Raw genomic sequence first — 19,576 nt, forward strand, 5'->3', positions numbered from 1 at the left:
TTTTAATACCGGATACATTTGTCCTATTAAATAATCAATAATCAATAATCATATAAAAATGAAAATAGTTTTAAGAAGTACCGTGATAATGTTTTCACTGCTACTAATGGCATGTGGAGGCAAAGAAGAAAAGAAAAAAGAGGGGTTCAGTGTAGATCGTACCAAAACTACAGAAAAAGCAACAGAGGCTGTTACTGAAACTAGTACAGAAAAACCTTCTGAGCGTGTAGATTTAGAAAATAAAGGAGTAGGCCCTATTACCTCTGTGACTTTATCTCCTGAGATTGATATGGCATTGGCAAAAAAAGGTGAAGAGACTTATAGTCAAATGTGTATGGCTTGCCATAGAATAGATAAAAAATTCATTGGTCCGGCTCCAACAGGGGTAATAAAAAGACGTAGTCCAGAATGGATTATGAACATGATTCTTAATCCTGAGGTAATGGTTAAAGAAGATCCTTTGGCAAAAGAACTTATGGCAGAATTTAATGGGGCTCCAATGGCTAACCAAGGGTTGACCGAAGATCAGGCTCGCAGCATACTTGAATATTTTAGAACATTAGAGTAGTAAATAAATAAGATAACCACAAACATAAATAAAATGAAAAAGTACTTCTATTATCTAGCAGCGGCTCTAGGGCCAATTCTGCTTCTTTCAGGTTGCGGCGACCAAAACGGTAAGGCATCTTCAAATGGAGCACTTGCATCAAATAATGCAGAGAAAGTATATGTAGCACCTGGTGAACATGATGAGTTTTACGCATTCATGTCTGGTGGGTATAGCGGTAACGTAACCGTTTATGGCCTTCCTTCTGGGCGTATGTTCAAAGAAATTCCTGTATTCTCTCAATTTCCAACTAATGGATATGGGTATTCAGAAGAAACAAAACCTATGTTAGAAACTTCTTTCGGTTTTATACCAACTGATGATTCTCACCACCCAGACATTTCTCAGACTAATGGTGAATTAGATGGTAGATGGCTTTTCATAAATGGAAATAACACACCACGTATAGCTAGAATTGACCTAAAAACATTTGAAACTGCTGAGATTATAGAAGTTCCGAATAGTGCGGGTAACCACAGTTCTTCTTATATCACGGAAAATTCAGAGTATGTAGTGGCAGGTACACGTTTTTCAGTTCCTATTCCACAAAGAGATATGCCTATAAAAGATTATAAAGGAAACTTTAAAGGTGCCTTATCTTTTATTAGTGTAGAACCTGAAACGGGTAGAATGGATATAAAATTCCAGTTAATTATGCCTGGTTTTAATTATGATTTGTCTCACCCAGGTAGGGGTAAATCTCACGGTTGGTTTTTCTTTACCACGTATAATACAGAAGAAGCGAATTCATTGTTAGAGGTTAACGCTTCTCAAAACGATAAAGATTTTATTGCAGCAGTAAACTGGAAAAAAATTGAAGAGTATATTGAAAATGGTGGTGGTACAATGGTACCTGCAAATTATACACATAACGTGTATAGCGATGAGACACATAGTGCTACTTCAACGATGAAGAAAGAGGTTCTAACAATAGACCCTACAAAAGTACCAGGTGCGATTTTCTTTATGCCTACACCAAAATCTCCACATGGGGTAGATGTAAGTCCGTCAGGCGATTACATTATTGGTAATGGTAAACTATCTGCGGATCTTACAGCTTTCTCTTTTGATAAAATGATTGCTGCAATTGAAGGCAAGAAGTTTGATGGTGAAGCTTATGGTCTTCCAATTTTAAAATTTGAAGATGTACTTGGTGGCACTGTAAAAAGTGGAGGCTTAGGTCCATTACATACCGAGTTTGATGGTGAAGGTAATGCGTATACTACGTTCTTTATTTCATCAGAAGTTGTAAAATGGAAATTAGGAACATGGGAAGTTATTGATAGAAAACCAACTTTTTATTCTGTAGGTCACTGTATGATCCCTGGTGGTAACTCTAGAAAGCCTTTCGGTAAATATCTAGTATCGTTGAACAAGATTACTAAAGATAGATACCTGCCAACGGGTCCTGAATTAGAGCACTCTGCGCAGTTGTATGATATATCTGGAGATAAAATGGAGCTTATATATGACTTTCCAACACATGGCGAGCCACACTATGCAGCAGCTATACCAGCATCGATATTAGCACCTAAATCGCAGAAAATATATAAACTGGCAGAAAACGAACATCCATTTGCTACAAAAAATGTCTCAGATGCAAGAGTAGTGCGAAATGGTAATGAAGTACATGTGTATATGGCAATGATCCGTAGTCACTTTACTCCAGATAATATTGAAGGTATTAAAGTAGGTGATAAAGTATATTTCCATATCACGAACCATGAGCAAGATTTTGATGTACCACATGGCTTTATGATGATCGGACAACAGAATTCTGGTTTACTAATAATGCCTGGTCAAACAAAAACATCTGTTTGGGAACCTAAGCAAGAAGGAGTATGGCCATTTTACTGTACAGATTTTTGTTCTGCTTTACACCAAGAGATGCAAGGTTACGTAAGAGTATCGCCTGCATCGTCTAATCTTGACCTTTCTTGGTCTTTAGGTGAGTAATTTTAAAGATAGGTAGTTAAGTTATTTAAATATAAAGCAGGTCGTGTTTTAAGACTGACCTGCTTTTTTTATGAGTATTAATTTGAGAGTTTGGATTTGTTTTTAATATAATGTAAGATGAAAAAGGCAAGTATAATAATGTTCGTAGGTTCTATATGTTTATTGGGGCTATTTGTATTTCCACTTTGGAATATTATGTTAGGTGCTCCACAATACCCAGATCCATTGGGTATGAACATTCATATTACAGGCATACAAGGTGTCTCTGAATTTGATTTACAAAATATAGATGGTCTAAACCATTACATAGGTATGAAGACAATACCTAAAGCAGATGAAATGTGGGAATTCAATGTTTTTCCTTCCGTAATAATAGGGATGGTACTTTTAGGGGTACTCTTAAGCATACTAGGCTTTTTAGGCAAAGTAGACTATCGTTATTTTTTAGGTTGGTTTGTGTTAATGTCTATCTTAGGTATTATGGGTATGTACGATTTTAATCTCTGGTTAACAGACTATGGTTCAAATCTAGATCCTCATGCAATCATTAGAGTTATTAATGATGATGGAACACCAATGACATATAAGCCACCACTTCTTGGGTATAAAAAATTATTGAATTTTGATGTAAGTTCAATGCCTTCTGCAGGTGCATGGTTCATGTTCGTAGGTATGATGCTTACTGTAGTTGCTTTTTTTGTAGGATGGAAAAGTAAAAAATCGTTGTAGTCTTAATAAACCATAAATAACTAATAAATGAAAAATCTAGCAATAATAGGTGTAATATGTGTTCTAGTATTATCGGCATGTAATAGCGAACCTAAAGCCATTACTTATGGTTCTGAAGGATGCCATTTTTGTAGTATGACTATTGTTGATAAACAGCATGCTGCTCAGTTTATGACTAAAAAAGGAAGAAGCTACTCTTTCGATGCTACTGAATGTATGTTAAACCACTTACGTGAAATAGATACAGAAACAGTTGAATTATTTCGAGTAAACGATTATACAGATCCTGGCGTTTTTATTGATGCTACACAGGCAACATATTTAATTAGTGAAAACATACCAAGTCCTATGGGTGCCTTTTTATCTGCTTTTTCAAATGAAGAAGCTGCAAAAAAAGTGCAATCAGATAATACGGGTACACTATATACCTGGGTAGAATTAAATGAAAAGTTTAAAAAAGAAAATCCTTTTTAAGCCTAATTGTACAGCTTTAAAACTTCTACGTTACCAACAAACTATACAAAGTATAAACCAACAGGTAAATTTATTCGTGATAACATGATACGATACCAAAGCTTATTAATTTTTACGTTAGTACTTATGGTAACTGCAAATCTATGGGCGAAACCTATTTTAATTTGCGATAGTTGTGAGGTGAAATCTATTTCTGAAGGAATTAAAATTGCTATGGAGTTCGATACGCTTCTAGTAAAAAAAGGAACCTATAAAGAGTACAATATTCTAATAGATAAACCATTGACTTTAATAGGGGAAGATTACCCTATAATTAATGGAGAAAAGAAAGGTGAAATTATACGTATTGTATCAGATGGTGTAACGCTCGATGGTTTTTTTATTATCAATGTAGGTACTAGCTATACTACAGACCATGCAGCAATTAGAGTAGTTAAAAGTGAAAATTTTCTCATTCAGAATGTGGTGCTTGAAAAGTTATTTTTCGGTATTTACTTAGAAAAATCAAGCAATGGTAAAGTCTATCACAATAAAATTATAGGTGATGCAAAAGACGAATATAATTCGGGTAACGGCATTCAACTTTGGTATTCTCACCATGTAGAGGTTAGTAATAATATCGTTCAAGGTGCAAGAGATGGCATTTACCTAGAGTTTTCAGATAATATAGCCATCCATAATAATAAGAGCACTGGTAATTTAAGATACGGTCTGCATTTCATGTTTTCTGATGATGATATATATACCGATAATATATTTGAAAATAATGGGGCAGGGGTAGCGGTAATGTTTTCTAAGAATATAGTGATGAGGGGTAATACCTTTCGAAAAAACTGGGGAACAGCTGCTTTTGGCATGTTATTAAAAGAAATTAATGATGCAGAAATAAGCAATAATACCTTTGAAGAAAATACCATTGGTATAAATATAGAAGGCTCTAACCGTATTGATTATAAAGGAAATAATTTTATAAAAAACGGATGGGGAATTAAAGTTTTAGGAGCCTGTTATACCAATACTTTCTCAGGAAACAATTTTCTGTATAATAGTTTTGATATTTCGTATGACAGTAATTTGAACGACAACGTTTTTGACGGTAATTATTGGAGCGATTACACTGGCTACGATTTAGATAAGAATGGCATAGGCGACGTACCATATCGTCCTGTAAAATTGTTTTCTTACATCGTAAACAAAACGCCAGAATCTATAGTTTTACTTAGAAGTCTTTTTATGGATATCATTGATTTTTCTGAAAAAGTTTCTCCCGTTTTTACACCAGATAATTTATTGGATATTAATCCCCTAATGACCAAAGTACAATGATTCATATTGAAGGTTTACAAAAGAAATTTGGAAAGAATATTGTTCTTTCAGACTTAGATCTCAACATTGAGAAACCAGGTGTTTTTGCCATCTTGGGTCCTAACGGTTCAGGTAAGACAACCTTAATAAAAAGTGTTTTAGGTATGGTGGTACCAGATAAGGGAAGTATTTCTGTTTTGGGAAAACCAATTAAAAAAAACTGGAAATATCGTAAAGAGATTGACTACCTACCCCAGATAGCAAATTTTCCGGGTAACTTAAAAGTACATGAGCTTATACGAATGATCAAGGATCTTCGGCAGAGCCCAAGTGATGAAGATAGATTGATAACGCTTTTTAAGCTTGAACCTTTTTTAGATAAGAAACTCTCAACCTTATCAGGAGGAACTAAACAGAAGGTGAATATCGTTTTGGCTTTTATGTTCGATAGTCCGTTGTTAATTTTAGACGAGCCCACAACGGGTCTTGATCCAGCATCTTTAATTCATCTAAAAACCCTTATTAGAGAGCAAAAGGAAATGAACAAGACAGTATTGATTACTTCTCATATTATGCAGTTCGTAGCAGAAGTTTCAGATATAATTGTCTATTTGTTAGAAGGTAATATTTACTTTAAAGGTAGTATTGAAGAATTGAAAACCAAGACGGGACAAACAGATTTAGAACATGCCATTGCGGCAATAGCAACCTCACCAGCTCATGCTTAAAATATTAAAATACAGTTTTTACGACCTTATTCGTAGCCGATGGAGTTACGTTTATTTTTTATTTTACCTATTGTTAGGTTTTGTATTGCTATTCTTGAACAATGACGTTTCAAAGGCAATCATTACCCTAATGAACGTTATCATAATTCTAGTGCCTTTGATCAGTACCATCTTTGGCATCATGTATTTTTATAATTCAAAGGAGTTTACCGAGCTTTTATTGGCGCAGCCAGTTAAACGTTCTTCCATTTTCTTAGGGCAATATTTTGGTGTTGCGGGCTCTTTAACATTAAGCTTAGTGTTGGGTCTTGGTATTCCGTTTGTACTTTATGGTCTTTTAAAAAGTGATGCTATTTTTGACTTTACCCTTCTCTTGGTAACAGGCGCTTTTCTAACCTTAATTTTCACTGTACTAGCCTTTAATATAGCCTTGTCTAATGAAAATAAAATTAAAGGCTTTGGGTACGCCGTATTGCTGTGGTTGTTTATGGCAGTAATCTATGACGGACTTTTTTTAATGTCATTAATTATTTTTAAAGAGTATCCTTTAGATAGTTTTTCTTTAGGGGCAACCATCTTCAATCCTATAGATTTATCGAGAACGTTGATCCTTTTAAAATTAGATATCTCTGCTCTTTTGGGATACACAGGTGCAGTATTTAAAAAGTTTTTTGGCACCGATCAAGGGCTGTTTGTTTCTATGTTCATGCTTATTTTATGGACGGTTCTACCTATTTGGAGATTAGTACACGTATCTAAGAAAAAAGATTTTTAAATTGGTGCCAATAATATGGCAAGACAAAATAAAAACCTTCAGAACCACACCAGCTTAGCATTAGTATATTTTGTGTTAGCTGCTGGTTTAGGGTGCGTTCTACGATGTTTTAGGGTATTTGAAATTCCCGTTACGTACAAATTTATTGTTCATGCGCATTCTCATGTTGCCTTGTTGGGTTGGGTATATTTAGCACTGACTACGTTGCTGTATAAACTTTATTTAAGTAGGGCAGAGGTACATAAGAAATACAGAAACATCTTTTGGTTTACGCAACTTACCATAGTTGGTATGTTATTGACTTTTCCGTTTCAAGGGTATGCGGTATTTTCAATTATTTTTTCGACACTTTTCTTATTTGCATCCTATTGGTTTGCATGGTTCTTTTTTAAGAATGTGCCATTTGAATACAAACAGAAGCATTCATTAAAATGTGCTAAGATCGCTATAGTATATTTACTGCTTTCAAGTTTGGGACCATGGGCATTAGGGTCGATTATGAATACCCTTGGCGTAACCTCTATTTGGTATCGTTTAGCCATTTACTTCTACCTACATTTTATTTATAATGGATGGATGATTATGGCGCTTGTAGCAGTGTTTTTATACATTCTTGATATGCATAATATATCGCTATCAGATAAAGGGTTCAAAGCGTTCTTTTTGAAATTAAATTTAGGAATTGTCCTCTCTTTTTTTCTGTCAACTTTATTTACCCAACCATCTGAATTCTATTATATTTTAGGCGGAGTTGGAGCTTTTTTACAACTCTGGGCTTTTTATGATTTGTATACATTTATGAGAAATGAATGGGCTTTAATTGAAAGACCATTTTCTAAATTTTTTATAATCACAATTAAGACGGTAGGGGTGTTAGGGGGAATAAAAATGTTCTTGCAATTGCTAAGTGCAATACCTTATTTTGCTAATATGGCTACAACTTATTTGGACTTTACGGTTGGCTATTTACACTTAACCTTTTTGGGTGTTGTTACCATAAGTTTATTCCTATTTCTAGATTATTTTAAACTATTAATTCTAAACAAAAAGTTGTTTTTAGTATACGTCTTTGGATTTCTACTTACAGAATTACTTATTTTCTTTAAAGCCATTGTGGCATGGCAATCAGCTACTTTGTTCTCTGAGTATTATTTTATTTTAGCGGTAACAAGTTTACTTGTTTTGGTGGCGGTTTTGGGTATTTTAATACATAATTGTAGGCTTAAAGCTATACTGAAATAGAGTGAATATTATTTGTATGATTACCGATAAAAGCTATTGTTTATAGTGAAACCGAAATTGTAATTATATCATTGAAAATTATTTTTATCGTCGCAGATAAGTCAGACCCTCTTCAAGACCTTCGGTCATATCATAAAGACTAGTATTTTCTAACATACTTCTTAAATCACTTCTTATTTGTTCAAATTTATCGTGTACGGGGCAAGGTTTATTGCCATTACATTGTTTAAGTCCCAGGCCACAACCTGCATAAACATTGTTGCCATCTATTGCATATACTATTTGATCAAGTTTAATTTTTGAAATATTTTCAACTTCTATTTCAAAACCACCGTAGGCACCTTTTACCGAATCTATAATTTTGTTTTTAGTCAATTGTTGTAGAACTTTTGCTGTGAAGGCAACAGGTGAGTCAATCTTCTCAGCAATCTCTTTTAAGCTTACACGTTTACCATCAAGCGAATTTAATGCGATGTAGGTAGATGCTCTTATTCCGTATACACAAGCTTTAGAAAACATTGTAGGTTTAAAGTTTTGGGTAACAAGTATATAAACAGTGTTTAATGTAACATGTAATAATCTAAATTAAATCATTGTTACATTTTTATAATGGGGGGAGGGTGTTATTCTTGTTACGATTTATCGTAAATATCGGTCATTTATGTAATTTAAAATATGAAGTTTATCATAAAATTAAAATTATCTCTAAAATTAAAAAGTCAACCTAAAAGGTTGACTTTTTAATTTTGATAAAGATATGTATCGTTATTTTCCTAAATGCTCATTATAAAATTTCCATGCTTGAGCTGCAACATCTCTACCTAATTCTAAACCTGCAACATTATCAGCTTGAATGTGGTACCCGCCCATAACTCTAGACATACCAGCCATATTTGCCGATTCAGTAAACGTAGGGAAGGTAATCGTAACTGGTTTTCCGTAGAAAGCAGCATCAATTTCGGTTAGTGTTCCAGGCATTAATTCTACCGATTCGCCAAAGTAATCATCACCTGTAAACAAACGTAATACTTCTGCACAGCCGCCACTAATGGTACTATGCCCAGAAGTGTAACTAGGAAATGGCGGACATAAAAAGATATCTGGAGAATAAGGTCTCCAATCTTGTCCTTTCATTTCTATAATGCCAACTCCGGGTCCGCCCCATGCTTTAATAGTTTTGTCTTTGTAATATTCATGAACCAGTGCATATGGTCTGGCATAATCGTAGAACATTTTAGAATCCCAAGAAGCTATAAAAGCATCCATAGCGGTAATTTCGGTTAAGAAATACATTTTTACATCTTGGTCTAGGGTATGGTTATCACGGCGAGAAACATCTTGAGCGAATTTTAACCAGTGTCCCGCTTGTTGAACAGACTGTGGTCCGTCTCGCATAAACTCTACCAACGCTTTATCTTCATCAGAAAGGTTGGCTTGCAGGTCAACCACTTCTTGAACCTCTTTTTTCAATTGCTCAGAACCGTACATTGGTGGTGGTCCTGGTCTAAACTGGTCAGCAGAGGTCATAGTTATCGGTGTTACTTGTTGCCAATACGGCGTAAGGCATCCTGGGGCATATTGCCCACCATTACCATCAGAAAAATATTTAGGTTGCCAGCGGTTGATATCAGTACTTTCATCAGCAGAATTTACGGGACTGTAATTTGTGTAGTCAAAATAAGGCTCTCCATCAGAGCCATCAACAGTACCGTACTGATTGCTGCCATCATTTTTTCTAGCTTCAATGGTTGCTTTTGCAGCTAAGTTTCCAATACCTTCTGGGGTGTTTGGATCCATAGAAGTATTGTCTGGATCAAGACCTAATTCTACCATGAATTTTCTGAACATTTCGGTATCAGAATAGTAGTATTCTTTCATAGTGCCAAAAGCGGCATAGCTAATAGCAATTTCTTTGTTAGATAGCGTTTGCTCGGCTAAAGGTCTTCTTTCTGTAGCTTTTAAATATACAGGTATGGCATTTTCATCATATCTAGACCAGGCATCGAAAATAGAGATAAAGATTAATCCTAAGTATCGAGAAGTAATTGTAGGTCTTGGTTTAAATTTTTCAGTATCAGAAGCGGTAGCATCTAATGCCATTTTTCCCCATTTATAAGCGACATTCTCAATTCCTTTTGGCTCTTCTTGTTTTTTTTGAGCAAAAGTGAAACCCACACTCAAAAAAGCAAGGGTTAATGTTAAAAATAAAATACGTTTCATATGTTTAGTTTTTTGGCTATTTCTAAGTATTAAATATAGCTATATGAGAAAAAAACAGAAAATTTATTGTGTAAGAACATTCGTCATAAACTCATGTAATTGGTGCATTTGTGGCTTTCCTTTTTTCTTACCGCTTCTACCAGCAAAATATAGTATGAACCATAGCGCTGTTAGCATAATCATGACACCTACTTGAATGTGATATTCTTTACCTAATGATGCACTTGAATATGCCCAAATACCTATAATTATAAAAAGTGTTGCAATGACAAAGTGTATGAACATAAAGAAGGTCCATAGGGTAGGATTGGGACCGAAAACGCCATATAATTTACAACTAATATCATCGACTTCATCTATTTCTAAATGTAACTGCGGGGACCAAAAGTGATGCTCTTTTTGGTTGAATTTGATGAACACATGCTCATCTAAGCGTTTAATCAAAAACGGATTTTCTTTCAATCCCTCAAATTTGCTAAGAATCGTTTCTTTATTTTTTGATAGATGCATTTGAAACCTTGGGCGAAGTACTATTTCGTTCGGTAATGGTTTCATATGAATTGGTATTTGGCTTTAGCCATTAATTATTACATTCTATTGCACTTGAAGCTAATTGGGTAACTGGTGCAGGCGATACGTACGGTATACCTAAACCAAGACCTCTAAGTATAAAAAGTGCACCGATAATAACAACAAATACCGGAATTGCCTTTTGTACTTTTTGACGTATACCACCTTTTAGTAAATTACTAAAATATATGGCAGCGGTCATGAGGGGTAAGGTGCCTACGCCGAAAAGCATCATGTATAAACTACCTTGTAAAGCATCGCCCATTGCTATAGATCCAAAAAGCGCCATATAAACAAGTCCGCATGGTAAAAAACCATTTAAGAATCCGATGGTTAAAAAAGTATCGGGAGATTTTTTCTTTAGTTCTTTACCCAATTGGTTCTTAACTTTTGATATAATTTTATAGATAGGTTTAGACAGGTTGTATTTATTGAATGTTTTATAGGGAATTAAAACAATCACGATCATAATAATGCCAATACCAATAGATAGTTTTTGCTGTATTCCAAATATAGAAAGCCCTTTACCTAGTAATCCGAATATGAGACCTATAAGTCCATACGCCATTAATCGACCAAAGTGATAGATAAATATCTGTCCGAATTTTTTGTAGTTATTCGTTCTATCTACCGGAAGCATAAAGGCAATGGGTCCGCACATACCAACGCAGTGCAAACTACCCATTAGACCTAATATGAGTGCAGATAGTAGCATATTTAAAAGGTAATACTCTCTTTATGTAGAAAATCTTTTCCTTCGTGTTCCCAAGTAATTTTAATGTCCCAGCGACCATCCAACAATTGATTGTCAGGTATGAGCAAATGTGAATTGGATAAACTAATGGGCAAATTAAAATCCAAATTCTTGTTGGATGGTCTGTATAGGGACACTAAACCTTTAACATTTGTATCATCATATCCTTCAGGGAAAAGTATCATTAACCCTTCAGAAGATTTTTGTATTTTTATTTGTGTAGTTGCAATTTGAGCGTTTTTCTCTGCATCTATTTCTTTTTGAAAGCCAAGCTCCGCTTTATAATAATCTTCGGTAACCAAATCATGATTAGCATTATGACTGGTGGTCATAGTAATTACAAAAAACAAAATAAAGCCCATGAATGCAACTATGGCAATGACAATACCGGTACCCCAATTAATTTTCATGATTTTTTCTTTAAGTACTATTTGTAACTACGTGGTGCTAAAAAGCGAGCCGTAGTGGTCTCAATTAATTTATCGTTACTGTATACCCCAATTTTAAGGTTGTTCTTGTCACCACTTAAAGAAGATGCGTTTATTTCTATGAACATCGTGCCTTCTGCCAATGCTTCTGCAGCTACATCAAAATTCTCATGACGTACTAGTTTAATTTCTCCTTTTGGTGATATCAGCTTAAAGTGAACATCTTCAACCGGTTTAGTGGTTTTGTTCAATAGTTTATAAGTGTATACATTACTAATAATGTTTCCTTCTTTGTGTTCGTACAATTGCCCAGGTAGTCTTAATATATTTGCTTCAAGATCATTTCTTAAGAACATCATACCTACTAACACTCCCGTTAAAATAACTAAAACAGCAGTATACCCTTTTAAACGAGGTGTAAATTTGAACTTCTCTTTCTTGGTGATTTCATCTTCACTCGCGTACCGAATCAAACCTTTAGGTAGATTCACTTTTTCCATAATAGTGTCGCACTCATCGATACAAGCAGTACAGTTAACACACTCTAACTGCGTTCCGTTTCTAATATCTATTCCTGTAGGGCAAACGTTTACACATTGATTACAATCAATACAATCACCATTACCTAATTCTTGGCGATCTTCATTTTTACGCCATTTTTTTCTGCCGTTTTCAGCCTCACCTCTTTCATAATCATAGGCAACTACAATCGATTTATTATCAAGAAGTACGCCTTGCATTCTACCATAAGGGCAGGCGATGATACATACTTGCTCTCTAAACCAAGCGAATATAAAATAGAATACACCAGTAAAAATCAATAGGGACACCATAGTGCTTACATGTTGTGCAGGACCGTCTGTGATATATTGAATTAAGCGGTCACTACCAATCAGGTAAGCTAGAAAGACATTGGCTATAATAAACGATATAATAAAAAAGATGATCCATTTTAAAACCCGTTTACGAATCTTTTCTGAATTCCATTCTTGTCTATCCAATTTTATTTGAGCACCTCTATCTCCATCAATCCAATACTCAATTCTACGGAAAACCATCTCTAAGAATATGGTTTGTGGGCACATCCATCCACAGAAAATACGTCCGAAGGCAACAGTAAACAGGGCAATAAACACCACCCCAATAATCATTGAGATTACAAAAAGGTGAAAATCTTGCGGGTAAAAAGGAAAACCAAAAATGTTGAAACGTCTTTCTAAGACATTGAACATCAAAAATTGGTTGCCGTTTATTTTTATAAAGGGAGACAATATCAAGAAGGCAAGAAGCACGTAACTAACATATTTACGATACTCATAAAGTTTACCACTTGGCTTTTTTGGGAATACCCAAGCACGTTTTCCATCTTCTTTAATGGTGCCAATGGAATCTCTAAAATTATCTTGATCTTGTGACATTTTATCTCTCTTTATAGGCTTTGAGAGGTTTTACCCTCTCATTGTAATCAGTTCATAGTAACCGCTGCAGAATCAATAACTACTGGAGTAGCTTCTGCTTCAGCGGGAGTTTCTAGTGCCGGTGCATTTGGGTCTACCCAAATATCACCTTCAGCTGCTTTTGGGTTTGCCGGTGTAGTACCTTGAAAACTTAATACATAACTAGCTACTTGTGCAATTTCTGCAGGTTTCAAGTTTTGTTTCCAAGCAATCATACCTTTACCATCACGACCACCTTCAGAAATAGTGTGGAAAACATTTTTAATACCACCACCAAGAATCCAGTTTTGATCTGTAAGGTTAGGTCCAATTCCACCGCCACCATCAGCCATGTGGCAGGCAACACAGTTGCCTTCAAAAATGCCTTTACCGGCACTAATATCTGATGCATCTGTTAATAGTTCAACCGTATTAGCATCAACAAGACCCTTAGCTGTTTTTTTGTATTCCTCAATTTCTAATTGAGCGGCAGCAACCTCTTGTTCGTATTCTAATGTTTGGTTATAATCGTTAAATACATGAAAACGAACTAGATATACCACTGCGAACACAATAGAAGCATAGAACAAGTATACCCACCATGGCGGTAATTTATTGTCTAGCTCTCGAATACCATCATAGTTATGGTCAAGGATGATTTCGCCTTCGGCTTCCATAGGTTTACTGCCCAACATTTTGTTGTACATTTTTTTACCCCATGTCCATTCCCATTTTTCTTCTTTGGTGGCTAAATAACGCTCCTTAGCTTCTTCGTCAAGCGTATTGTAAAGAACATTTTCAATAGCTTGTACAATAAAGGCAATCGCTATTAATAATAATAGGATAAGTGCCATAAAGCCAAACATTAATGTAGGGTAAACCAGAAATGCTGGTTGATCACCACTATCAATATAAACTTCCATAAGTACAATGACCGCGAAAAAGGCCACTGTTATTCTTAACCACCAGGCTGTATTGTTTTTCATAATTGGTTGTTTTGTTGGTTATCTTCTTCTAAAGGCAATTCGCTAACTTCTTTAATATATGATTTTGAGGCTGTAATTACCCACCAAAATAACAATGTGAAAAACACAAAGAAGATAAGTAATGATATCATAGGGTAGGTTGCTACACCCTCTATAGTTTCCATGTAACCTTTTACAAATTTGAACATGATTTTAGTTTTAGTTGTCGGATAATATTTCACCAGTTTCTTTGACCTTAATGTCTGTACCTAATCTTTGTAGGTAGGCAATTAAGGATACAATTTCGCGGTCTCTCATTTCTATGAATTCCTCACCGTTTTCTGCAGCATATTTTTTATCTGCTTCATAAGATCTTGCAAAATCGGGATCACTATATAAGTTATTTTCGATTTTCTCAGCCTGTGCATCCATAAGAGCATATGCATTTTCAATTTCTTCATCAGAATAAGGAACACCCAAGGTTACCATAGCTTCCATTTTGGTTTGTATATTGCTACGGTCATGCTCGTCACGAACCATCCAAGAGTACGAAGGCATGATAGAACCAGAAGAGGTACTTTGAGGATCGTACATATGGTTTAAGTGCCAGTTATCAGAGTACTTACCACCAACTCTCAATAAATCTGGACCAGTACGTTTACTACCCCAAAGGAATGGGTGATCATATACGAATTCACCAGCTTTGGCATATTCACCATAACGTTCTACCTCACTTCTAAACGGACGCACCATTTGAGAGTGACAGCTAACACAACCTTCTCGAATATATAGATCACGACCTTCTAATTCTAAAGGCGTATATGGTTTTACACTAGTAATTGTTGGTATGTTAGATTTTACCAAAATGGTAGGCACAATTTGTATAATACCACCAATCAAAATAGCTACAGTAGCTAAAATGGTTAACTGAATAGGCTTACGTTCTAACCAGGTATGGAAAGTTTCGCCAGCTGTTCTACGTTTAGAAACAACAGTAAGTGCAGCTGCTTCAGCCAATTCATCTTCTATAGCACTACCGGCTTTGATAGTACGAACCACGTTGTAGATCATAACACAAGTACCCACAATATAAAGGCTACCACCAATGGCGCGCATCCAATACATCGGCATAATTTCGTGTACAGTTTCTAAGAAGTTACCGTAAACTAAAGTTCCGTCAGGATTAAAGTCTTTCCACATTAGAGCTTGGGTAAACCCAGCTACGTACATAGGTAATGTATAAAGTATAATACCCAAAGTACCAATCCAGAAATGGAAGTTTGCCAAACCAATAGAGAACAATTTGGTTTTTGTCATTCTTGGAACCAGCCAGTAAATCATACCAAAGGTTAAGAACCCGTTCCATGCCAATGCACCAACGTGTACGTGGGCAATAATCCAATCACTAAAGTGGGCAATTGCATTTACGTTTTTAAGAGAAAGTAATGGTCCTTCAAAAGTTGCCATACCGTAACCGGTAATTGCAACTACCATAAATTTCAAAACAGGATCGGTACGCACTTTGTCCCAAGCACCTCTTAAAGTTAGAAGTCCGTTAATCATACCACCCCAAGATGGAGCTAATAGCATGATGGAGAAAGCAACCCCTAAATTCTGAGCCCAATCTGGCAAAGCAGAATATAATAAGTGGTGAGGTCCTGCCCAGATATATATAAAAATTAATGACCAGAAGTGAACAATAGATAATCTATAAGAGTACACAGGTCTATTAGCCGCTTTAGGCACAAAATAGTACATAAGACCAAGGAACGGAGTAGTCAAGAAAAACGCGACCGCATTATGCCCGTACCACCATTGTACTAAGGCATCTTGAACACCTGCATATACTGAGTAACTTTTTAAAGCACTCACGGGTAATTCTAAGTTGTTAAAAATATGAAGTACCGCTACAGTTACAAAAGTCGCTAAGTAAAACCAGATAGCCACATAAAGGTGACGTTGTCTTCGTTTTATCATGGTACCAATAAGGTTAACACCGAAAGCAACCCAAATTATTGCGATAGCAATGTCAATAGGCCATTCAAGTTCAGCATATTCCTTGGTACTCGTATAACCTAGAGGTAATGTAATTGCTGCAGAAACAATAATAGCTTGCCAGCCCCAAAAATTAAGTTTACTTAGAAAATCGCTGAACATACGCGCCTTTAGTAAACGTTGGGTGGAGTAATATACTCCCGCAAAAATAGCATTTCCTACAAATGCAAAAATTACCGCGTTGGTATGTAATGGGCGTAAACGACCAAAACTTAACCACGGTATACCATCGGTTACATTGGGAAAAATGAACATAAAGGCTAATAATAAGCCTACAGACATACCCACAACACCCCAGAACATGGTTGCATAAAGGAAATTTTTCACGATTTTGTTATCGTAATAAAACTGCTGTACTTCCATAATTATACTTGTTTATTTAGTTGGATTTTCTCTTGTTTGAACTCTTTGGTACTGGTCTTCTTTGGTTTAACCAGTTCATCATCAAAAAGCATACGTACAGAAGGTGTGTAAGAATCATCATATTGACCTTGCCTTACCGATACAATAAAAGCGACGAAAAAGATAATCGCCACTACTAGACTTATACCTAGTAAAACATAAATAACACTCATACCTAACTGAATTATGATGTAAAAATAAGTGGGTTGTAAACCTTAGAAAATGACAATTGTCATACTTTAAAAATTTTCTTAAAAAACTTAAAATATTTGTTTCTTTAGAAACTGACTTGATAATTGTAATGTACTTATTTTCTTGGTTTTGAAGGTAATTTAAGAAGAATAATTCTAACTGGCTATTTGTTAAAAAGAGAGCAAAGAAAATGATTAAGTTACTTCGTAATCTGAAGAACTATTCATTGAATTAGAAATGAAAATTCTTTTGAATAATACGTTTTAAAGAAACTTTTAAGGAAGTTTTCTGCCTATGAGGTTCGTCATTAACGTTGTAAAAATAACAATGCTAATAGAGCTTAAAGGCATTAGAATAGCAGCTATTACAGGCTCTAATTGCCCTGTAATGGCAAAGTATAGACCCACACAGTTATAAAGCAATGATAATATAAAACTCATTTTAATAATACGCATCGCTTTTTTAGAAGCTAAAATATAGCTGTAGAGTTGCTCAAATTTAGTAGCATCTAAGATGGCATCACAAGCAGGCGAGAAGACATTGATATTTTCTGAAATAGCAATACCCACGTTACTTTGGGCAAGTGCACCGGCATCATTTAAGCCGTCGCCTACCATCAGTACTTTTTTACCTTGATCTTGTAAAGATTTTATAAATTCAAGTTTCGTTTCGGGTTTTTGATTGAAGTAAAGTGGAGTCAGCTTTGGCAACAATGCTTCTAATCTTTCCTTTTCTCCTTCATTATCACCAGAAAGTATGGCCAAATTAAGCGTTTCTGACATGTTCTGGAATACAGAAGAGAGTCCGTCACGATATTGATTTTGAAAAACGTATCTCCCTTTATAAGCATTATTAGAGCTGATATAAATAGAGGTGTCAAGCAAATTTTCTGAGGTGCCTTTACCAACAAAATTTGCAGAACCAATCTTCATATTTATATCATCTTTAGAGCTTTCTAGCCCTTTTCCAATATGTTCTTCATACTCATCTAAAGTTATGATATTCTGTTCTTTAAGTAGATCATATAAAGATCTGCTTAAAGGGTGGTTAGAAGCTCTAATCGTATTCTTAAGAATCGATTCTTCATCGGGTGTTAATGGCATGCCTTCGTAATGCGCCGTACTTTTCTGAGTTGTTGTAATAGTTCCTGTTTTATCAAAAATAGCAGTATCTATTTTTGCCAAACGTTCAATAGTTTGGGTGTCTTTAATATAAAATTTCTTTTTGCCGAAAATACGTAGCATATTCCCTAAAGTAAATGGAGAGGCTAATGCTATGGCACAAGGGCAAGCAATAATCAAAACAGCGGTAAAAACGTTCATGGCTTTAGACGGATCATAGAATAGCCAAAAAGTAGTAGCAACAAAAGCGATAGAAAGTACAGCTATGGTAAAACGTTTGCCAATACTATCCGTCAGGTTTTGAAAAGCAGTAACCTTATCTGTCTTAAAAATGGCATTTCCCCATAATTGTGTCAAGTAACTTTGAGATACCGATTTTAATGCGATCATTTCAATTACGCCGTTAAGTTGCTTTCCGCCAGCAAAAACCTGTTCTCCAATATTTTTAGAAACGGGCTCAGATTCTCCAGAAACAAAACTGTAGTCAATTTGTGCATTTCCGTATACTAGAGTGCCATCTACAGGAATCATTTCTTCATTACGGATCAATATTCTGTCTCCCTTTTCAATTTCTTGAACAGGCACAGTTTCTTCTTTACCTTTTAAGTTTAGTCTAGTAATGGCAATGGGGAAGTATGATTTGTAATCGCGCTCAAATGATAAAAAGCTATACGTTCTTTGTTGAAAGAATTTACCTAGTAGTAGAAAAAATACGAGTCCGGTAAGGGAATCGAAAAATCCGCTACCTAAATTAAAAGCGATATCGTAGGTACTTCTTAGGAATAGTACCAAAATACCTAGAGCTATTGGCACATCAATATTTAAAAGCTTAGCCCGAAGACCTTTATATGCCGATACGAAATAATCCCATCCGGCATAAAATATTACGGGTAACGAGAAAATGAACATCATCCATCGAAATAAGTCTTGGTATTTATTTAACCAATATTCACCGCCAGAAGTGGCGCTTGAATTTAAGTCGAAATATTCAGGAAAAGAGAGAAACATGACATTACCAAAAGCAAAACCAGCAACACCTAGTTTGTAAATTAAGGTTTTATCAGAGACCTTCTTTTTACCGTCAAAATCTTCTAAAGAAATATAAGGTTCATATCCTATTTTAGCCAAAAGTAAGACGAGCTCTTTTAAGCTGAAACCCTCTTGTTTGTAGGTAATACGAATTGTTTTCTTCGGAAAATCTACTTGAGAATTAGTTACATTCTTATTTAGCTTGTTCAAGTTCTCTAAAATCCAAATACACGAGCTACAATGAATTGTGGGTATATATAGATTGATGATTTGAATATTACCATCATTGAATTCTGTTAGTTTAGCTATGATCTCTTCGTTGTCTAGAAAATCATATTTACCTTCAATGACATCAGGTGTAGAACCTGCAGCAGCTTGAAGTTCATAATAGTGAGACAAGTCGTTTGTTGAAAATATTTCATAAACGGTTTTACAACCAGCACAACAAAATGATTTTTCATCAAATGTTATAAGTTGTCTATCACAAGGATCACCACAATGAAAACAATTAGTTGCCTGCATAAATATTTAAAAATAGTAATTACAAAGGTGAAAATGATACAGTTTTTAAAACATGATAATTGTCAG

General features: G+C 35.2%; 19 protein-coding genes. 8 read left to right on the top strand and 11 right to left on the bottom strand.

Annotated elements, in window-relative coordinates:
* Window positions 1-58 precede the first annotated feature (58 nt).
* The 8 genes from ACJJVT_RS03160 to ACJJVT_RS03195 all read left to right on the top strand — a co-directional run bounded on the left by ACJJVT_RS03160 (window position 59) and on the right by ACJJVT_RS03195 (window position 7,816).
* The gene (locus ACJJVT_RS03160) at window positions 59-568 is read left to right on the top strand and encodes a c-type cytochrome (RefSeq protein ID WP_405396412.1); all 510 of its coding nucleotides are present in this window, start codon (window positions 59-61) and stop codon (window positions 566-568) included.
* 33 nt (window positions 569-601) lie between these two features.
* On the top strand, window positions 602-2,563 hold the full coding sequence (gene nosZ / locus ACJJVT_RS03165) for a Sec-dependent nitrous-oxide reductase (protein ID WP_405396414.1): 1,962 nt from the start codon (window positions 602-604) through the stop codon (window positions 2,561-2,563).
* A 117-nt stretch (window positions 2,564-2,680) separates the two neighbouring features.
* Window positions 2,681-3,292 (top strand): hypothetical protein, encoded by a 612-nt coding sequence (locus ACJJVT_RS03170; RefSeq protein WP_405396416.1) that lies wholly within the window; start codon window positions 2,681-2,683, stop codon window positions 3,290-3,292.
* Window positions 3,293-3,319: 27 nt separating this feature from the next.
* Window positions 3,320-3,766, top strand: a complete 447-nt coding sequence (locus ACJJVT_RS03175) for a nitrous oxide reductase accessory protein NosL (RefSeq protein WP_405396417.1) — start codon at window positions 3,320-3,322, stop codon at window positions 3,764-3,766.
* 84 nt (window positions 3,767-3,850) lie between these two features.
* Complete coding sequence (locus tag ACJJVT_RS03180; RefSeq protein WP_405396419.1) at window positions 3,851-5,092, top strand: nitrous oxide reductase family maturation protein NosD; 1,242 nt, start codon at window positions 3,851-3,853, stop codon at window positions 5,090-5,092.
* Complete coding sequence (locus ACJJVT_RS03185) at window positions 5,089-5,799, top strand: ABC transporter ATP-binding protein (protein ID WP_405396421.1); 711 nt, start codon at window positions 5,089-5,091, stop codon at window positions 5,797-5,799. Before ACJJVT_RS03180 ends, ACJJVT_RS03185 begins: the two co-directional genes overlap by 4 nt.
* Window positions 5,792-6,574: an ABC transporter permease gene (locus tag ACJJVT_RS03190; RefSeq protein WP_405396422.1), complete on the top strand. Its 783-nt coding sequence runs from the start codon at window positions 5,792-5,794 to the stop codon at window positions 6,572-6,574. Before ACJJVT_RS03185 ends, ACJJVT_RS03190 begins: the two co-directional genes overlap by 8 nt.
* Window positions 6,575-6,589: 15 nt before the next feature.
* The gene (locus tag ACJJVT_RS03195; RefSeq protein WP_405396425.1) at window positions 6,590-7,816 is read left to right on the top strand and encodes a hypothetical protein; all 1,227 of its coding nucleotides are present in this window, start codon (window positions 6,590-6,592) and stop codon (window positions 7,814-7,816) included.
* Between the two features lie 84 nt (window positions 7,817-7,900).
* Here the strand turns inward: ACJJVT_RS03195 and ACJJVT_RS03200 are convergent, their stop codons facing one another.
* The 11 genes from ACJJVT_RS03200 to ACJJVT_RS03250 all read right to left on the bottom strand — a co-directional run bounded on the left by ACJJVT_RS03200 (window position 7,901) and on the right by ACJJVT_RS03250 (window position 19,510).
* Window positions 7,901-8,335, bottom strand: coding sequence for an RrF2 family transcriptional regulator (locus tag ACJJVT_RS03200; RefSeq protein WP_405396427.1), 435 nt, complete (start codon window positions 8,333-8,335; stop codon window positions 7,901-7,903).
* A 246-nt stretch (window positions 8,336-8,581) separates the two neighbouring features.
* Window positions 8,582-10,036: a vanadium-dependent haloperoxidase gene (locus ACJJVT_RS03205; RefSeq protein ID WP_405396430.1), complete on the bottom strand. Its 1,455-nt coding sequence runs from the start codon at window positions 10,034-10,036 to the stop codon at window positions 8,582-8,584.
* A 63-nt stretch (window positions 10,037-10,099) separates the two neighbouring features.
* Window positions 10,100-10,591, bottom strand: coding sequence for a GTP-binding protein (locus ACJJVT_RS03210; RefSeq protein WP_405396432.1), 492 nt, complete (start codon window positions 10,589-10,591; stop codon window positions 10,100-10,102).
* 25 nt (window positions 10,592-10,616) lie between these two features.
* Entirely contained in the window at window positions 10,617-11,321 is a 705-nt protein-coding gene (locus tag ACJJVT_RS03215; RefSeq protein WP_405396433.1) for a sulfite exporter TauE/SafE family protein, read from the bottom strand.
* Window positions 11,322-11,323: 2 nt separating this feature from the next.
* Window positions 11,324-11,770 carry a FixH family protein gene (locus ACJJVT_RS03220; protein ID WP_405396436.1) on the bottom strand — a complete coding sequence of 149 codons (447 nt, stop codon included), beginning with the start codon at window positions 11,768-11,770 and terminating at the stop codon, window positions 11,324-11,326.
* Window positions 11,771-11,787: 17 nt separating this feature from the next.
* Window positions 11,788-13,206 carry a cytochrome c oxidase accessory protein CcoG gene (gene ccoG, locus ACJJVT_RS03225; RefSeq protein ID WP_405396437.1) on the bottom strand — a complete coding sequence of 473 codons (1,419 nt, stop codon included), beginning with the start codon at window positions 13,204-13,206 and terminating at the stop codon, window positions 11,788-11,790.
* Between the two features lie 47 nt (window positions 13,207-13,253).
* On the bottom strand, window positions 13,254-14,210 hold the full coding sequence (locus tag ACJJVT_RS03230) for a cbb3-type cytochrome c oxidase N-terminal domain-containing protein (protein ID WP_405396440.1): 957 nt from the start codon (window positions 14,208-14,210) through the stop codon (window positions 13,254-13,256).
* Window positions 14,207-14,398: a CcoQ/FixQ family Cbb3-type cytochrome c oxidase assembly chaperone gene (locus tag ACJJVT_RS03235; RefSeq protein WP_299323489.1), complete on the bottom strand. Its 192-nt coding sequence runs from the start codon at window positions 14,396-14,398 to the stop codon at window positions 14,207-14,209. Before ACJJVT_RS03235 ends, ACJJVT_RS03230 begins: the two co-directional genes overlap by 4 nt.
* A gap of 10 nt (window positions 14,399-14,408) precedes the next feature.
* Complete coding sequence (gene ccoN / locus ACJJVT_RS03240; protein WP_299800160.1) at window positions 14,409-16,607, bottom strand: cytochrome-c oxidase, cbb3-type subunit I; 2,199 nt, start codon at window positions 16,605-16,607, stop codon at window positions 14,409-14,411.
* 2 nt (window positions 16,608-16,609) lie between these two features.
* Window positions 16,610-16,819, bottom strand: coding sequence for a cbb3-type cytochrome oxidase assembly protein CcoS (ccoS, locus tag ACJJVT_RS03245; protein WP_299800159.1), 210 nt, complete (start codon window positions 16,817-16,819; stop codon window positions 16,610-16,612).
* A 294-nt stretch (window positions 16,820-17,113) separates the two neighbouring features.
* Window positions 17,114-19,510, bottom strand: coding sequence for a heavy metal translocating P-type ATPase (locus ACJJVT_RS03250; protein ID WP_405396442.1), 2,397 nt, complete (start codon window positions 19,508-19,510; stop codon window positions 17,114-17,116).
* Window positions 19,511-19,576 lie beyond the last annotated feature (66 nt).

The organism is Maribacter sp. Asnod2-G09 (genome assembly GCF_045063795.1).
Lineage (GTDB): Bacteria > Bacteroidota > Bacteroidia > Flavobacteriales > Flavobacteriaceae > Maribacter.

Coding starts and splice junctions, on each gene's coding strand:
- ACJJVT_RS03160 (WP_405396412.1), top strand. CDS start 59: ATGAAAATAGTTTTAAGAAGTACCGTGATAATGTTTTCACTGCTACTA.
- nosZ (WP_405396414.1), top strand. CDS start 602: ATGAAAAAGTACTTCTATTATCTAGCAGCGGCTCTAGGGCCAATTCTG.
- ACJJVT_RS03170 (WP_405396416.1), top strand. CDS start 2,681: ATGAAAAAGGCAAGTATAATAATGTTCGTAGGTTCTATATGTTTATTG.
- ACJJVT_RS03175 (WP_405396417.1), top strand. CDS start 3,320: ATGAAAAATCTAGCAATAATAGGTGTAATATGTGTTCTAGTATTATCG.
- ACJJVT_RS03180 (WP_405396419.1), top strand. CDS start 3,851: ATGATACGATACCAAAGCTTATTAATTTTTACGTTAGTACTTATGGTA.
- ACJJVT_RS03185 (WP_405396421.1), top strand. CDS start 5,089: ATGATTCATATTGAAGGTTTACAAAAGAAATTTGGAAAGAATATTGTT.
- ACJJVT_RS03190 (WP_405396422.1), top strand. CDS start 5,792: ATGCTTAAAATATTAAAATACAGTTTTTACGACCTTATTCGTAGCCGA.
- ACJJVT_RS03195 (WP_405396425.1), top strand. CDS start 6,590: ATGGCAAGACAAAATAAAAACCTTCAGAACCACACCAGCTTAGCATTA.
- ACJJVT_RS03200 (WP_405396427.1), bottom strand. CDS start 8,335: ATGTTTTCTAAAGCTTGTGTATACGGAATAAGAGCATCTACCTACATC.
- ACJJVT_RS03205 (WP_405396430.1), bottom strand. CDS start 10,036: ATGAAACGTATTTTATTTTTAACATTAACCCTTGCTTTTTTGAGTGTG.
- ACJJVT_RS03210 (WP_405396432.1), bottom strand. CDS start 10,591: ATGAAACCATTACCGAACGAAATAGTACTTCGCCCAAGGTTTCAAATG.
- ACJJVT_RS03215 (WP_405396433.1), bottom strand. CDS start 11,321: ATGCTACTATCTGCACTCATATTAGGTCTAATGGGTAGTTTGCACTGC.
- ACJJVT_RS03220 (WP_405396436.1), bottom strand. CDS start 11,770: ATGAAAATTAATTGGGGTACCGGTATTGTCATTGCCATAGTTGCATTC.
- ccoG (WP_405396437.1), bottom strand. CDS start 13,206: ATGTCACAAGATCAAGATAATTTTAGAGATTCCATTGGCACCATTAAA.
- ACJJVT_RS03230 (WP_405396440.1), bottom strand. CDS start 14,210: ATGAAAAACAATACAGCCTGGTGGTTAAGAATAACAGTGGCCTTTTTC.
- ACJJVT_RS03235 (WP_299323489.1), bottom strand. CDS start 14,398: ATGTTCAAATTTGTAAAAGGTTACATGGAAACTATAGAGGGTGTAGCA.
- ccoN (WP_299800160.1), bottom strand. CDS start 16,607: ATGGAAGTACAGCAGTTTTATTACGATAACAAAATCGTGAAAAATTTC.
- ccoS (WP_299800159.1), bottom strand. CDS start 16,819: ATGAGTGTTATTTATGTTTTACTAGGTATAAGTCTAGTAGTGGCGATT.
- ACJJVT_RS03250 (WP_405396442.1), bottom strand. CDS start 19,510: ATGCAGGCAACTAATTGTTTTCATTGTGGTGATCCTTGTGATAGACAA.